This window comes from Streptomyces sp. P9-2 (assembly GCF_051903975.1).
Classification (GTDB): Bacteria; Actinomycetota; Actinomycetes; order Streptomycetales; family Streptomycetaceae; genus Streptomyces; species Streptomyces cellulosae.
In genome coordinates this window covers 1,457,893-1,469,926 of the sequence record NZ_CP192633.1, presented here as the reverse complement: position 1 = coordinate 1,469,926, position 12,034 = coordinate 1,457,893, and the positions used below count along the sequence as shown (strand labels likewise).

Annotated in this window: 11 protein-coding genes, 1 tRNA gene and 1 pseudogene; 10 read left to right on the top strand and 3 right to left on the bottom strand. The window is 69.9% G+C overall.

Annotated elements, in window-relative coordinates; all coding sequences use genetic code 11:
• The first annotated feature begins 14 nt into the window (after positions 1 to 14).
• From gyrA to ACQY0Z_RS06915, 3 genes are all read left to right on the top strand, one after another.
• Positions 15 to 2,612, top strand: a complete 2,598-nt coding sequence (gyrA, locus tag ACQY0Z_RS06925; protein WP_189897066.1) for a DNA gyrase subunit A — start codon at positions 15 to 17, stop codon at positions 2,610 to 2,612.
• 18 nt (positions 2,613 to 2,630) lie between these two features.
• On the top strand, positions 2,631 to 3,374 hold the full coding sequence (locus ACQY0Z_RS06920) for a DUF3566 domain-containing protein (protein ID WP_189897064.1): 744 nt from the start codon (positions 2,631 to 2,633) through the stop codon (positions 3,372 to 3,374).
• Positions 3,375 to 3,495: 121 nt separating this feature from the next.
• Positions 3,496 to 3,572, top strand: a tRNA-Ile gene (locus ACQY0Z_RS06915).
• A gap of 55 nt (positions 3,573 to 3,627) precedes the next feature.
• Here ACQY0Z_RS06915 and ACQY0Z_RS06910 read toward each other — a convergent pair.
• Positions 3,628 to 4,038 (bottom strand): tyrosine-type recombinase/integrase, encoded by a 411-nt coding sequence (locus ACQY0Z_RS06910; RefSeq protein ID WP_439811975.1) that lies wholly within the window; start codon positions 4,036 to 4,038, stop codon positions 3,628 to 3,630.
• A 96-nt stretch (positions 4,039 to 4,134) separates the two neighbouring features.
• Here ACQY0Z_RS06910 and ACQY0Z_RS06905 point away from each other — a divergent pair, with 96 nt between their 5' ends.
• The 5 genes and pseudogenes from ACQY0Z_RS06905 to ACQY0Z_RS06885 all read left to right on the top strand — a co-directional run bounded on the left by ACQY0Z_RS06905 (position 4,135) and on the right by ACQY0Z_RS06885 (position 7,832).
• Entirely contained in the window at positions 4,135 to 4,929 is a 795-nt protein-coding gene (locus ACQY0Z_RS06905; RefSeq protein WP_439811974.1) for a GntR family transcriptional regulator, read from the top strand.
• Positions 4,926 to 5,591, top strand: coding sequence for a YdcF family protein (locus ACQY0Z_RS06900; protein ID WP_254585724.1), 666 nt, complete (start codon positions 4,926 to 4,928; stop codon positions 5,589 to 5,591). The genes ACQY0Z_RS06905 and ACQY0Z_RS06900 overlap by 4 nt, the downstream gene beginning before the upstream one ends.
• Positions 5,592 to 5,973: 382 nt before the next feature.
• Positions 5,974 to 6,633, top strand: coding sequence for a DUF6461 domain-containing protein (locus ACQY0Z_RS06895; protein ID WP_347225621.1), 660 nt, complete (start codon positions 5,974 to 5,976; stop codon positions 6,631 to 6,633).
• A gap of 283 nt (positions 6,634 to 6,916) precedes the next feature.
• The gene (locus ACQY0Z_RS06890) at positions 6,917 to 7,375 is read left to right on the top strand and encodes an ASCH domain-containing protein (protein WP_189897063.1); all 459 of its coding nucleotides are present in this window, start codon (positions 6,917 to 6,919) and stop codon (positions 7,373 to 7,375) included.
• 78 nt (positions 7,376 to 7,453) lie between these two features.
• Positions 7,454 to 7,832, top strand: a pseudogene (locus tag ACQY0Z_RS06885) (VOC family protein).
• Positions 7,833 to 8,072: 240 nt separating this feature from the next.
• On the opposite strand, the gene ACQY0Z_RS06880 reads toward ACQY0Z_RS06885, so the two are convergent.
• Positions 8,073 to 8,498, bottom strand: a complete 426-nt coding sequence (locus ACQY0Z_RS06880; protein ID WP_189897060.1) for a DUF6344 domain-containing protein — start codon at positions 8,496 to 8,498, stop codon at positions 8,073 to 8,075.
• A gap of 338 nt (positions 8,499 to 8,836) precedes the next feature.
• On the opposite strand from ACQY0Z_RS06880, the gene ACQY0Z_RS06875 reads away from it, so the two are divergent.
• Together ACQY0Z_RS06875 and ACQY0Z_RS06870 are read left to right on the top strand one after the other, a co-directional pair.
• Positions 8,837 to 8,965, top strand: coding sequence for a DLW-39 family protein (locus ACQY0Z_RS06875; protein ID WP_003999697.1), 129 nt, complete (start codon positions 8,837 to 8,839; stop codon positions 8,963 to 8,965).
• 193 nt (positions 8,966 to 9,158) lie between these two features.
• A complete protein-coding gene (locus ACQY0Z_RS06870) occupies positions 9,159 to 10,448 on the top strand; it encodes a hypothetical protein (RefSeq protein WP_439811973.1) in 1,290 nt (429 codons plus the stop codon).
• 72 nt (positions 10,449 to 10,520) lie between these two features.
• On the opposite strand, the gene ACQY0Z_RS06865 is transcribed toward ACQY0Z_RS06870, so the two are convergent.
• Positions 10,521 to 11,993 (bottom strand): protein kinase domain-containing protein, encoded by a 1,473-nt coding sequence (locus tag ACQY0Z_RS06865; protein ID WP_439811972.1) that lies wholly within the window; start codon positions 11,991 to 11,993, stop codon positions 10,521 to 10,523.
• Positions 11,994 to 12,034 lie beyond the last annotated feature (41 nt).

Below are 12,034 nucleotides of genomic sequence, written 5' to 3'. Positions count from 1 at the left end.
GACCTTCACCAGCAATGACCGACGAGAACACTCCCGTCACGCCCCTCGAGGACCCGGACGCGGCCGGCATGCGCGTCGAGCCGGTCGGGCTCGAGACGGAGATGCAGCGCTCGTACCTCGACTACGCGATGTCCGTCATCGTGTCGCGTGCGCTGCCCGACGTCCGTGACGGCCTCAAGCCCGTCCACCGCCGTGTGCTGTACGCGATGTACGACGGCGGCTACCGCCCCGAGCGCGGCTTCTACAAGTGCGCCCGCGTCGTCGGCGACGTCATGGGCAACTACCACCCGCACGGCGACTCCTCGATCTACGACGCGCTGGTCCGCCTGGCGCAGCCGTGGTCGATGCGGATGCCGCTGGTGGACTCCAACGGCAACTTCGGCTCCCCGGGCAACGACCCGGCGGCGGCGATGCGCTACACCGAGTGCAAGATGGCGCCGCTGTCGATGGAGATGGTCCGTGACATCGACGAGGAGACCGTCGACTTCACGGACAACTACGACGGCCGCTCCCAGGAGCCGACGGTCCTGCCGGCCCGCTTCCCGAACCTGCTGATCAACGGCTCGGCGGGTATCGCGGTCGGCATGGCGACCAACATCCCGCCGCACAACCTGCGCGAGGTCGCCGCCGGCGCCCAGTGGTACCTGGAGAATCCCGAGGCGTCGCACGAGGAGCTGCTGGACGCGCTCATCGAGCGCATCAAGGGCCCCGACTTCCCGACCGGCGCCCTCGTGGTGGGCCGCAAGGGCATCGAGGAGGCGTACCGCACGGGCCGCGGCTCGATCACCATGCGCGCGGTGGTCGAGGTCGAGGAGATCCAGAACCGCCAGTGCCTGGTGGTCACGGAGCTGCCGTACCAGACCAACCCCGACAACCTCGCGCAGAAGATCGCCGACCTGGTGAAGGACGGCAAGATCGGCGGCATCGCCGACGTGCGCGACGAGACGTCCTCGCGGACCGGCCAGCGCCTGGTCATCGTGCTGAAGCGGGACGCGGTCGCCAAGGTCGTGCTGAACAACCTGTACAAGCACACCGATCTGCAGACCAACTTCGGCGCCAACATGCTGGCCTTGGTCGACGGGGTGCCCCGCACGCTGTCCCTGGACGCGTTCATCCGCCACTGGGTGACGCACCAGATCGAGGTCATCGTCCGCCGTACGCGCTTCCGGCTGCGCAAGGCCGAGGAGCGGGCGCACATCCTGCGCGGTCTGCTGAAGGCCCTGGACGCCATCGACGAGGTCATCGCGCTGATCCGGCGCAGTGACACCGTCGACGTCGCGCGCGGCGGCCTGATGGACCTGCTGGAGATCGACGAGATCCAGGCCAACGCCATCCTCGAGATGCAGCTGCGCCGGCTGGCCGCCCTGGAGCGCCAGAAGATCGTCCAGGAGCACGACGAGCTCCAGGCGAAGATCAGTGAGTACAACGAGATCCTGGCCTCCCCGGTCCGCCAGCGCGGCATCGTCAGCCAGGAGCTGGCCGCGATCGTCGAGAAGTACGGCGACGACCGCAAGACGAAGCTGATCCCCTACGAGGGCGACATGTCCATCGAGGACCTGATCGCCGAGGAGGACATCGTCGTCACGGTCACGCGGGGCGGCTACATCAAGCGCACCAAGACCGACGACTACCGGGCGCAGAAGCGCGGCGGCAAGGGCGTGCGCGGGGCGAAGCTCAAGGAAGACGACATCGTCAACCACTTCTTCGTCTCCACCACGCACCACTGGCTGCTGTTCTTCACCAACAAGGGCCGCGTGTACCGGGTGAAGGCGTACGAGCTCCCCGACGCGGGCCGCGACGCGCGCGGGCAGCACGTGGCGAACCTGCTGGCCTTCCAGCCGGACGAGACCATCGCCCAGATCCGCGCCATCCGCGACTACGACGCGACGCCCTACCTGGTCCTGGCCACCAAGGGCGGCCTGGTGAAGAAGACCCCGCTGAAGGACTACGACTCCCCGCGGTCCGGCGGTGTCATCGCGATCAACCTGCGTGAGCGCGAGGACGGATCCGACGATGAACTGATCGGCGCCGAACTCGTCTCGGCCGAGGACGATCTGCTGCTGATCAGCAAGAAGGCACAGTCGATCAGGTTCACGGCGACGGACGAGGCGCTGCGGCCCATGGGCCGTGCCACCTCGGGTGTCAAGGGCATGAGTTTCCGCGAAGGGGACGAGCTGCTCTCGATGAATGTTGTTCGACCCGGTACGTTCGTGTTCACTGCCACAGACGGCGGGTACGCGAAGCGGACCGCTGTCGACGAGTACCGCGTCCAGGGCCGCGGCGGCCTCGGCATCAAGGCCGCCAAGATCGTCGAGGACCGCGGTTCCCTCGTCGGCGCGCTGGTGGTCGAGGAGAACGACGAGATCCTCGCCATCACGCTGTCGGGTGGTGTGATTCGCACGCGAGTCAACGAGATCAGGGAAACCGGCCGTGACACCATGGGCGTCCAACTGATCAACCTGAGCAAGCGCGATGCCGTGGTCGGCATCGCCCGTAACGCCGAAGCAGGACGCGAGGCGGAGGAAGTCGACGGCGACGTGGTCGTCGACGAGTCCGCCGACGGGGACGCGACCACCGGTACGGACCAGGGCGAGGCGCCCTCGTCCGAGTAGCACGAGGAGTGAGTCAGCGTGAGCGGAGCCACGGGCGCCGGACCGGCCGGTACCAGTACGGGAACGGACGGCGGCGGCCGTGGCTCCGCCGCGCGGGCGACAGATCCGCACACGACCAATCTCAAAGCGATCAAGGCGCCGGTCCCCGACGCCTCCTCGTCCACCAGGCAGGGATCCCAGGGGGGAACCGTGACGGACACCCGAGGCCCGCAGGCCGCACCCGGTCAGGGTGCTGCCGCTCCGGCGGCCTCACCGCTGCCGGGGGAACGGCAGCCGCAGCAGCAGGCGGGCCCGTACCACCCGCCGCAGGCCTACCCGGCCCAGGCCGGCGCGGCCGCCGCCCGCACGGGAGCGGTGCGCCGTCCCCGCACGGGCGCCAGCACCACCCCGCGCGTGCGCAAGGCGCGTCTGCGGGTGGCGAAGGCCGACCCGTGGTCGGTGATGAAGGTCAGCTTCCTGCTGTCGATCGCGCTCGGCATCTGCACGATCGTCGCGGCCGCGGTGCTGTGGATGGTCATGGACGCCATGGGCGTCTTCTCGACCGTCGGCGGCACGATCTCGGAGGCGACCGGCTCGGAGGGCTCGAACGGCTTCGACCTGCAGTCGTTCCTGTCGCTGCCGAACGTTCTGATGTTCACCACGGTCATCGCCGTCATCGACGTCATCCTGGCGACGGCGCTGGCGACCCTGGGCGCGTTCATCTACAACCTCTCGGCCGGTTTCGTGGGCGGCGTCGAGCTGACCCTGGCCGAGGACGAGTGACCAGCTCACCGGTCGCGCCCGGGCCGCGCTGACGCCCCGCGGGAAACCGATTTTGGGACTGCCCCGGTCGTGCGCTAATCTTCAGGAGTCAGCGCGCGGGACACACCCCGCACAGCGCGGCGGGGCTATAGCTCAGTTGGTTAGAGCGCATCCCTGATAAGGATGAGGCCACAGGTTCAAATCCTGTTAGCCCCACCAGCGAAGAGACCCCCAGTCGATCCCGGCTGGGGGTCTTTGACATCCATGGCTGACATCAGCCGATGAGCGGATCTTCCAGAAGCTCGGCGAGCATGCCCACCGCTTCGCGCTCACTGTCGCCGACGACGTGCGTGTAGACGTCCATGGTCATGCTGATCTGGCTGTGCCGGAGGATCGCCTGAGCGACCTTGGGATGCACCTTCAGGAAGGCGAGCAGGGTCCCGCAGGTGTGCCGGGCGAGGCGGACCGGGATTCGGCGCACACCGGCCCGCCTGACGAGCCGATCGAAGGTGCGGGAGAAACCCACCGGGTCGATCATCCCGTCGTGCTCGGAGGAGAAGATCAGGTCTTGGTCCGGTGCCTGAGCCCAGTGTTCACCGGCGATCTTCCGCTCCAGCTCCTGTAGCTCCCGGCGCTCATCAGTTCTCCCAGCGTTGAAGACGAGGCAGCCCAAAGCGGACTGCATGACGCTCGCTGTTCTAGGACTGCGAGCCGCTGAGAGAGATAGTGCACCGCAGTCCTAGGACTATGTTTCACTAGACCTCGTTGAGAGGGATTCGAGATGGCGTCCAAGTGGCGGGAGCTGGCGGACAAGCTGGCCGAGCAGATCAGAAGGGGTGACTACGCCCCTGGCCAGCGCTTGCCTCACATCCGAGAACTCGTCGACGCCGGCGAAGGCTCCAAGGCAACCGTGCACGCGGCCTACAAGGCTCTGGAAGCCGAGGGCCTGGTCACCTCTTCACGCGGCCACGGCACGATCGTGCGCCAACAGGTCCCCCTTAAGCGCTTGGGCATCGCCCGCTACGACAAGGCCAAGTGGCGAGACGGCGACGAGGTCGCGTTCATCGCGGACCGCGTGGCATCGGGCCGCACCTACCGCCGGAACGAGCAGACCCAGACGGTGAGCCGCGTCGTGGCACCGCCGGAGGTCGCAGCCGCACACGGGCTGCCGGAAGCCGCGGAGGTCTACGCACGCGCCCGCCTGGTCAAAGAAGGCGACCAGCCGACGCACACGCTCACCAGCTACTACCGGCCCGAGCACGTGGAAGGGACGCGACTGGTCGATCCCACCCCGGGCCCCGCCAGCCGAGGCGGCGGATTCCGCGTGCTGCACGACGCGGGTTACGAGATCGACCACATGAAGGAGCAGTTGTTCGCTCGCGCCGCCACACCGGCCGAGGTGAAGCAGCTCCAGTTGCCGCCGGGCGAACCGGTGGTCGAGCTGCACCGGACGATCTACACGGCGGACGGCACCGTCGTGGAGTTCGCCATCGGGGTACACGCGGCATCACGCTTCGCGTGGGAGTACGACTTCAAGGTGCCCGACTCGGCGAGGGACGGAGAAGGACAGCAGTGATCTCGACGCAGGATTGGGCCGACGCCCGGCGTGTATGGGACTACCACCAGATGGGCCATGCACCCCGGCCGTGCTCGGTGGCCATCGGACTCGGCAGTCACGACCTGGGAGTGGCTGACACTGCCGTGGACCTGTACAAGCGCGGCATGGCCCCTCTGCTCGTGTTCACCGGAGCCACCAGCCCGACGACGCGGAAGCGCATGCCCCGCGGCGAAGCCGTCCACTACCGCGAGCGGGCACTGGAGCTGGGGGTTCCCAGTAAAGCCATCCTCGTGGAGCCGCACGCCCGGAACACCGGGGAGAACATCCGCTTCTCCCGGAAGGTATTGGAGGAGAGCGGGGTGGAGGTCGCCTCCGTGCTGCTGATCAGCAAGCCGTACGAGGAGCGGCGCGCGTACGCCACGGCACGCAAGCTTTGGCCCGAGGTCGAAGTCGTCAGCGCTTCCACGCCTATGACCTTCGCCGAGTACGTCGACTCCATCGGCGACGCCCGCTTGGTGATCGACATGCTTGTCGGTGCCCTGCAACGGCTGATGATCTACCCGGATCAGGGATTCATGATCCGCCAGCCAGTACCCGGTGACGTGGCCGAGGCGTACGAGCGCCTGTGCCAAGCCGGGTACACGAGCCGACTCACGACCGCCGCGACATCTTCGACCTGACCAGCGGAACGAGAGCTGTTACAGGTTTCTCTACCTCATCAAGCACCCGTCGTCGCTTCGCTCCTCCGGGCGGGAGCGGGTGGCCGGCGGCGCCCGCGCTCATGTCTCCGCCCCGCTCGGCACCGCCGGCCACCCGCTCCCGCCCAAGAGGCAGGCACAGAGTGCATGAGGTCAGAACACGTCGTGGCTGGGGCGGTCGGCTCCGCGACTTTAGCCAGCCACTTTGGCGCGAGCCTCGAAGATCATGGCCCCAACGTCGTGCTTTAACGGGCAGGTCCACAGACTGCCCGACGCGCCGGAAGCTTACGGGGCCATGATCACTCGCGCCAAAGCAGCTCCCGGCCAAAGTCGCTACGCCGACCGCTCTGTAGGGTGCGGCACCATGACTCCTGACGTGCCTCGGGACCCGAAGCGCAGCGACGCTGCGAGGTGGGAAGAGCTCGTCGCCCGATACGCGTGGGCCGATGCCGATGAGCCCGATGCGTACACCTTCTCCGTGATTGCAGGAAAAACGGAGAGCGAGGTGATCCGGGCGTTCGGTGGCGATCCCGAGGCGTCGCGGCTCATGACCTCCGCCGAGACCGCCGGCGAGCTGGCGGCTCAGCTCTATATGGAGGACTACGAGCTGCTTCAAGTGGTCACCGTCGACCGACGCGTCATCGCCATCGAATGGGGCTACCACGGCAGCATCCCGGAGATCGCCCGACGAGCGTCCGCTGGCGGAGGCGGGTTCTTCAGCGTCTACCGCAGTGTTAATGCCCGGTACCAGGTCATGCACGCCGTTGACGGCCGCGTAGAGGGGATGTTCGACCCCTTCGAGCTGGAGGACGCGGAGTGGATGGACCCGCAACCGGAGGTCCCCGCCTGGGCAGAAGGGGTCGCCTTCCACATGGAGACCCTGTGCGCCGAGTCATTCGCGCTGATGGAACGCACCATGGGTGTGGCCGTCGATCCCAGGTGGATGGACATCGCGCTTCGCACCGTGCGGCTCACCTCACCCTCTGAGCTCTTCGGCCAATCAGACGCGGCATGGCTCCCATGAGCTCGGTTGCGATGGACTGATCTGTCAAGAGGACAACTGCCGCCTGACATCAGCGGCTGACACCAACAGGCGCGATCAGCGGCGGTAGGCGGCGAACCCCAACGGACGATCAGCCAAGGCTCAGAGCCGGTTGGCCGACGCCAACGAATCCCAATGCTCGACCTGATAAGGATGAGGCCACAGGTTCAAATCCTGTTAGCCCCACAGCAAGGAAACCCCCGGTCCACTCGGACCGGGGGTTTTTGCACTGCGCGGGCCGGCAGCGGCCGGTTACGGTCGCCGGATGACATCCGATCCCACGCCGCCCGCCGCGGACGTCGCGGCGCTGCCCACGGCGGAGTTCGCCTTTCCCGGCCCGCTGCGCGACCGGCTGGTCGCGGCGGTCCTCGACGGCTCCAAGACCGCCACGACAGGGCTCGTCGCCGAGTACGAGCGCGAGGGGGAGCCCCTGCCCGAGGTCGGGGACCGTTCCGTGCTCGTCGACTCGGGCGGCCGGCCGGTGGCCGTCCTGGAGGTGACGGACGTGCGTGTCGTCCCGCTGGCGCGGGTGGATCTCGCCCATGCGGTGGACGAGGGCGAGGGGCACGGTGGCGTGGACGAGTGGCGCGCCGGTCACGAGCGGTTCTGGGGCGGCGAGGAGATGCGTGCGGCGCTGGGCGACCCGGACTTCGCCGTGGACGACGCGACGCCGGTCGTTCTGGAGCGCTTCCGCGTCGTCGCCGACCTGCGCGGCTCCGGCTGAGCCGCGCCACCCCTCGCGTGGCGCGATGGCCGGCGGTACGGTCGCGGGCCCGTGGTGCCGATGGGAAGGTGGGGCCTCATGGCGAGTCGGATCAGGGAACTGGTGCTGGAGTTGCCGTGACCCTGAGCTGCTCGCGCGGTTCTGGTGCGAGGTGCTCGGCTTCGCGGAACTGGACCGGGACGGCGAGGACATCGAGATCGGTCCGCGTGAGGGGTTCGGCGGGGCGCGGCCGACGCTCGTCCTCAGCAAGCAGGAGCGTCCGCGGCCGGACAGGACACGGCTGCACATCGACGTGAACGCCACCGACCGTCACCAGGACGCCGAACCGGGGCGTCTGCCGGCGCCCGGGGCGCGGCCGGCCGACGTGGGGCAGACCGGCGAGGAGCCGTGGCATGTGCTCGCTGACCCGGAGGGCAATGTGTTCTGCCTGCTGAGGAGGCGTCTCGGCCCGCTCTGAGAGCTTGTCGAGGGCCCTGTGGTGCCGGAGGCTCCACGGAAGCCTCACAGAGGCCCACGCCGCCGTGTGCGGGCGCTGAGTCCGGACATGACCCGGACCCCGGTCGGAGGGCGACCGGGGTCTTCGTTCTCTCTGCTCGTGTCGTGCCGTTGTGCTGTACGCAAGTTCGCCAGGACTCCGGTGAAGCAGCGACGGCACGAGGAGGGTCGGGTCAGGAAGAGCAGCGGGGGCGCGGTGGCCTCAGCGTTGCAGGGGGATCCGTGCGGAGGCGGGTGCGGGAAGCGTGGTCACGGTGTCCGGGGAGCAGTGCGCGGGAACCAGCTCGGACTCGGGGCGTTCGGAGGAACGGGCCTGTTCCGCCTCGGCGTCGGATTCCGCGGCCGTGTCCTCGAGGGGCCGGTGCCGGCAGCTGGGGGACTTGCCGTGTGCCTCGGCGTGGATGCGCTGCTTCATCGTGGGGGGCAGTGCTCTGATCAACGACCAGGACCACAGGGAGACCGCCGGCGCGGGCGCCTCGGTCTTCGGCGCGCTGTCGCTGTTGCGCGTCTTCTGGGTCTGGGGTACGGCCGCCGCGGCGGCCGTGGTGACGAGACCGAGCGCCGTGCACAGCGCGAGGAAGGCGGTGACAACGGCGTTCCACAGCTGCATGACCTTGTTCCTGGCCATGGCCCCTCACTTTCGGGTTGGGCGATTTGCGTACTTTCCTCATGATGTGTATGAGGGCCTCGAAGTGGTGGACCGACGCCCGTGCCGCGTGGATGTTCAGATGAACACCACTCGGATGGGCGCATGAAGTAAGAAAATCCCTGGTTACGGGAGGAAAGGGAGCGAAAACACCGTGCGTGCGGGTGTGATCACCCTCCGATCGGACCGTCCGCGTCCCGTCGATCCGGTTGTCTCCGGCGGCAGTTGGAGGCGGCGACGTAGGTCACCGATCGGTATCGACCGGTGTGTATAGTCGGGCGCCAGAGGTCCCCTACGTCAAGGAAAGACGAGGTCGCGCGGTGAAGAAGCTTCTCCTGGTCGCACTGGCCGCCATCGGCGGGCTCCTCGTGTACCGCCAGATCCAGGCGGATCGCGCCGAGCAGGATCTGTGGACGGAGGCGACTGACTCCGTGCCCACGGGTTCGTGAGTACCGACATACGACGCTGAACAGACCCCGGCCGCCTGTGCGGTCGGGGTTTTGTGCGGCCGGGACCTTGTGGGCGGGCCGCGCCCCCGGTGCAGGATGGGCGGCGGCAGGCAGCGGGACCCGGCGGCGACGAGGGGGGCGCGTGAGGGGACGGCAGGGCACGGCGCGGCGGACGACGGCACGGAGCCGGTACGTGGGACGCCTGGGCCTGGCGGCCGCGCTCGGACTGGGGACCGCGGCGACCGCCCTCACGGGGCAGCACGCCCAGGCCGCGGGCGAGGACACCGGCCTCATGTACGCCTTCGCCGAGGACGCCCGCCGGATCGAGGGCGCGGGGAGCACCGCGGACGCCGTGGAACTGGAGCCCGGCCGGACCTACCGCAGCACCCTCCCGCCCCACGCCAAGGTCTTCTTCCGTCTGGAACTGGACGACACCGAGACCGCGTACGCCTCCGCCACCGCCGTCCCGCCGTCCGGAACCGGCGTCTCCGTCGCCGACGGCGTCAAGGTGACCGTGGAGGACGCAGACGGCCGCTCCTGCGATACGGACACGGCGACCTTCGGAGCGCCGGGCAGCCCCCGTCCGGTCGCCGCATGGGCCATGCGGGAGATCTCCCCCAGGAGAAGCCTCTGCGCCGAGGCCGGGACGTACTACGTGATGGTCGAGCGCGCCGCCCCCGACGCGCGCGGTGCCTCGCCCGACCCCTGGGAGCTGGAGATCGGCACGGTCTCCGAGCCCGGGACGGAGACACCGGCCGGCACGAGGGCGCCCGAGGCGTGGGACTCGGCCACGCCCGCCCCCGTCCAGGGAACCGCTCAACGCCGCCCGGGCGGCGCGGGGTTCGCCCAGGCCACCCCGCTCGGCGAGGGCGTGTGGCGCGACGACATACGGCCGGGCCAGACGCTCTTCTACCAGGTCCCCGTCGACTGGGGCCGGCAGCTCCACGCCACCGCCGAACTGGGCAGCTCCGGCACGGACGCCTCCGGCTACGTCGCCTCCGCGCTCACCCTCGACCTCTACAACCCGGTGCGCGGGGAGGTCGACGACCTGTCCCTCGGTTACAACGGCGGGCAGAAGTCCAAGGCGCTGAAGCCCCTGCCGCCGGTCGCGTACGAGAACCGGCACGCCTCCGGGCAGCAGATCTCGGCGGTGCGGTTCGCCGGCGCCTACTACCTCGTCGCGCACCTGTCCCCGGAGGTCGCGGAGGACTTCGGCGACGGGCCCGTGCCGCTGACGCTGCGCGTGCGGCTGGGCGGGCCGGCGCAGGACGGGCCGGACTACGCGGGCGGGACCGTGCCCGCGGACGTCTTCACCGTCGGCGGCGGGGACGGCCTGACCTCCGGCGGGGGCGGTGACGCGGGCGACGAGACCCTGTACCGGGTGCTCGCGGCGGGCGGCATCGGCACCGGGAGCGCCCTGGTGATGGGGCTCGGGGTGTGGACGGTGGTGGCCCGGCGCCGGGGGGCGGGCCACCCGGGGTGACCCTGTGACGCCGCGACCCGGTGCGCCGTTGCCACTGGTGGTTCCGGTGGCGCGTGCTTGCGGCGGTGGCCGTCAGATGCGGGTGAGCGCCCAGAAGCCCACGGCGTAGCAGGCCAGCGCCAGCAGCAGTACGGGCACGGCGACCCGCGCCGGCGGACCGGGCCTGCGGACGCCGCGCCGGCGGTGGGAGCGAGGGGCCGGTGCCTTCTGTGCGGTCACCGTGTCCGGGTGCGGAACCTGGGACGACCGGGCGGTGTATTCAGCAGTGGAGGGTTCGGGACGCACGGCCGGTGGCGGCGGCAGGGGGGAGCGCAGCTGATGGGTGACTTCGTGGGCGGCGGCCTCGGGCGCCTGCTGCTGGTGGCCGTACGGGGGGTGGGGCACGTATTGCGGGGGGTGTGGCGGCTGCTCGGGGGAGCGCGGGAGGGGGACGGAGGAGGGCTTGGGCGGCGGCAGGGTGAAGCTGCCGGTGTCCGACAGGGCGGCGGACTGCGGGGCCGCGTCGGGTGGCGTCGCGGGGGAGCCGTGGGTGGTAGCGGTCGGGGTCGCGTGCCGTGGGTCGGCAGGAGCCCCGCCGCTCCCTGCGCTCTGCCCCGCCGTCCCGCTCGCGCCTTCGCCCGCACCCGCCGGCCCACCGACCTCCGGAGGCAGCCCGGACGCCCTCTTCTCCGGGCCGTCCTCCGTGAACCCGGGCGGCAGCGGGCCGAGTTGGTCGAAGATCTCGATCAGTTCGTCGTCGGGGCAGGGCTCCGGCAGCAGCTCCGCCGCCGCGGCGAGCGCCTTCCGCGCCCCTGTCGCCGTGCGGAAGCGCGCTGCCGGGTCGGGCTGCAGCAAGGTGGCCACCACCTGCCACAGCGGCTCGGGGATGCCCTTCGGGGCACCCGGCGTCCCGTGATCGGCGAAATACTGGATGAGGGCCTTGGCGTCCGGCTTCGCGCCCTCGAGCAGATACAGGGCGACCAGGCCCACGGCGAAGAGGTCGGCGGGGAAGTCCGGCTCCGCGCCCATCATCTGCTCGGGCGCGAGATACCCCGGGGTGCCGACGACCAGGTCGGTCTCCGTCAGCCGGGGCTCGCCCAGCCGCATCGCGATGCCGAAGTCGGACAGCCGGAGCTTCGGTCTGCCCCGGCCGGTGGCCTCCAGCAGCACGTTGGCGGGCTTGACGTCGCGGTGCACCACGTCCTCCGCGTGCACCGCGGCGAGCCCTGAGAGGAGCTGGTCGAGGAGGGTGCAGACGAACGCGGGTGGCAACGGTCCGTAGTCGCCGACCAGGTGCACCAGGGAGCCGCCGGCCACCAGGTCCATGGTGAACAGGACCTTGTCGTCGTCGGCGGCCCAGCTGGTGGGGGCGAGCACATGCGGGTGGTCGATCCGCAGAGCCTGCTCGCGCACGAAGCGCAGCAGCGAGTGGGCGTCGCTCTGCAGCAGCACCTTCGCGGCCACATAGCGGCGACGGCGGTGGTCCCAGGCGCGCCAGACCGCGCCCACACCCCCACGTCCGATCGGGTCGACCAGCTCGTACCGGCCGGCGAAGACCTCACCCATGGCTGTGCGTCGCTCCTCCCCCTGAGGTGTCCCCCGGTCTC

Coding starts and splice junctions, on each gene's coding strand:
- gyrA (WP_189897066.1), top strand. CDS start 15: ATGACCGACGAGAACACTCCCGTCACGCCCCTCGAGGACCCGGACGCG.
- ACQY0Z_RS06910 (WP_439811975.1), bottom strand. CDS start 4,038: ATGCAGTCCGCTTTGGGCTGCCTCGTCTTCAACGCTGGGAGAACTGAT.
- ACQY0Z_RS06905 (WP_439811974.1), top strand. CDS start 4,135: ATGGCGTCCAAGTGGCGGGAGCTGGCGGACAAGCTGGCCGAGCAGATC.
- ACQY0Z_RS06895 (WP_347225621.1), top strand. CDS start 5,974: ATGACTCCTGACGTGCCTCGGGACCCGAAGCGCAGCGACGCTGCGAGG.
- ACQY0Z_RS06890 (WP_189897063.1), top strand. CDS start 6,917: ATGACATCCGATCCCACGCCGCCCGCCGCGGACGTCGCGGCGCTGCCC.
- ACQY0Z_RS06880 (WP_189897060.1), bottom strand. CDS start 8,498: ATGGCCAGGAACAAGGTCATGCAGCTGTGGAACGCCGTTGTCACCGCC.
- ACQY0Z_RS06865 (WP_439811972.1), bottom strand. CDS start 11,993: ATGGGTGAGGTCTTCGCCGGCCGGTACGAGCTGGTCGACCCGATCGGA.